The organism is uncultured Planktosalinus sp. (assembly GCF_963973675.1).
Classification (GTDB): Bacteria; Bacteroidota; Bacteroidia; order Flavobacteriales; family Flavobacteriaceae; genus Planktosalinus.
Window position 1 is genome coordinate 1 of sequence record NZ_CAXBAN010000466.1, and the last position, 1,672, is coordinate 1,672.

Genomic DNA, 1,672 nt, shown 5'->3' on the forward strand with positions numbered 1-1,672 from the left:
TTAAAAAAAATAGGAAAATGCTTGTTGTCTTGGCAACCCTTCAAGGGTTTTGAACCCTTGAAGGGTTTTTGATTTTGCTCCAGGATTTTCTATTTTTTTTAATACTACTTCAGCCACTTCTGATTCTCTTTTTATCCTCACCAAAAAATGAAAATGATTGGGCATTAAGCAATAGCAAAATGTATCGGCAATTGGAGCGATATAATTATCGTATTTTTTGAGGAAGTACCGGTAATTATCATCAGATAAAAACAATTGTTCGTTACCGTTGGCCCGATTGTAAATGTGATAGGTGCTTTCAGGTTCCAGAATGGCTTTGTTGTCTTTCATTTTTTTTACGTAAAATTCTTCAAGGGTTTGGATCTCTTAAAAGATTGTATTATTCTGTGGTACTAAATATAAAGAAAAAAAACATCAACCTTTGAAAGGTGTTAAACCCTTCAAAGGTTGAGGCTTGATTCAAAAGCTCCTAAACCCCTTCAAGGGTGTAAAATATTCTTTATCTTTGTTAAACCTTCAAGGTTTTAAAACCTTGAAGGTTTACGAAAATAAAACTCATGAAAAAAAGCATTCTTTTTTTATCTTTACTGGTTTCACAAGTGTTTTTCGCACAGGTGGAAGACGCCTGGGTCATTTTTGTTGATAAGGAAAATGTACAACAATCCATAAACAACCCCCTTACCATCCTTACGCAGGAAGCGATTGACCGAAAGACCTTGCATAACATCCCTATTGATGAACGCGATGTACCGGTTAACGAAAACTACATCACCCAACTCAAAAATCAAACGGGAATTTCAGTACTTGCCAAATCCAAGTGGATGAATTGTGCCTTTGTAAGAGGTTCGCAAGCACAAATTGATGCACTCCTTGATCTATCCTTTGTTTTGGACATAGAGTATGCAGACAAATCCCTCAATTTTGTACCCGGTCTTACCCCTGTGGAAGATAAATTTGCTTTTGAAAACAGCACTAAAAATTTCGAATATGGAGCAGCAGCCAATCAAATCGAAATGCTCTCAGGTGACTTTCTCCATTCTGAAGGGTTTACTGGTACAGGGATGCGTATTGCCATTCTCGACAGTGGTTTTGAAGGGGTAGACACCCAACAAGGGTTTTCATATATCAGGGATGACGGAAGAATTCTGGGCGTCTATGACTTTGTAAACAGAACCACATCTTATGGCAGTCACACACATGGCACCCGTGTTTTAAGTACGATGGGTGGAATACTTGAAAATGATTTTGCCGGAACAGCACCCGATGCCTCTTATTACTTATTCATTACAGAAGATGTTTCATCAGAAACCCCTGTTGAAGAAGCTTACTGGGTTGAAGCTCTGGAACGAGCCGACAGCCTGGGGGTCCATGTCGTTAACACCTCATTGGGATACAGGGAGTATGACAACCCGGCCTATTCACATTCCTATGAAGACTTAGACGGCCAAACCACTTTTGGTGCCCGTGGAGCCAATCACGGTTTTGACAAAGGACTCCTCCTGGTAACATCCGCCGGTAACAGTGGGAATGGAAGCTTTCCTTGGGTAGGAACTCCGGGTGATTCTTCCGGTATGCTCACGATTGGTGCTGTTGATGAAGATGAAAATGCTGCCGGTTTTAGCTCACAGGGACCCACAGTTGACGGACGAATCAAACCCGATGTCGTGGCACA

Annotated in this window: 2 protein-coding genes; one reads left to right on the forward strand and one right to left on the reverse strand. The window is 40.8% G+C overall.

Features of this window, described 5'->3' with window-relative positions; translation table 11 throughout:
• The gene (locus AACY61_RS13385; protein WP_339612080.1) at positions 1-330 is read right to left on the reverse strand and encodes a hypothetical protein; all 330 of its coding nucleotides are present in this window, start codon (positions 328-330) and stop codon (positions 1-3) included.
• A gap of 227 nt (positions 331-557) precedes the next feature.
• On the opposite strand from AACY61_RS13385, the gene AACY61_RS13390 reads away from it, so the two are divergent.
• Positions 558-1,672: S8 family serine peptidase (locus AACY61_RS13390; protein ID WP_339612081.1), on the forward strand; the 1,115-nt coding region annotated here is incomplete at its 3' end.

Excerpts from the sequence above, each read along its gene's own strand:
- AACY61_RS13385 (WP_339612080.1), bottom strand. The coding sequence starts at position 330 with ATGAAAGACAACAAAGCCATTCTGGAACCTGAAAGCACCTATCACATT.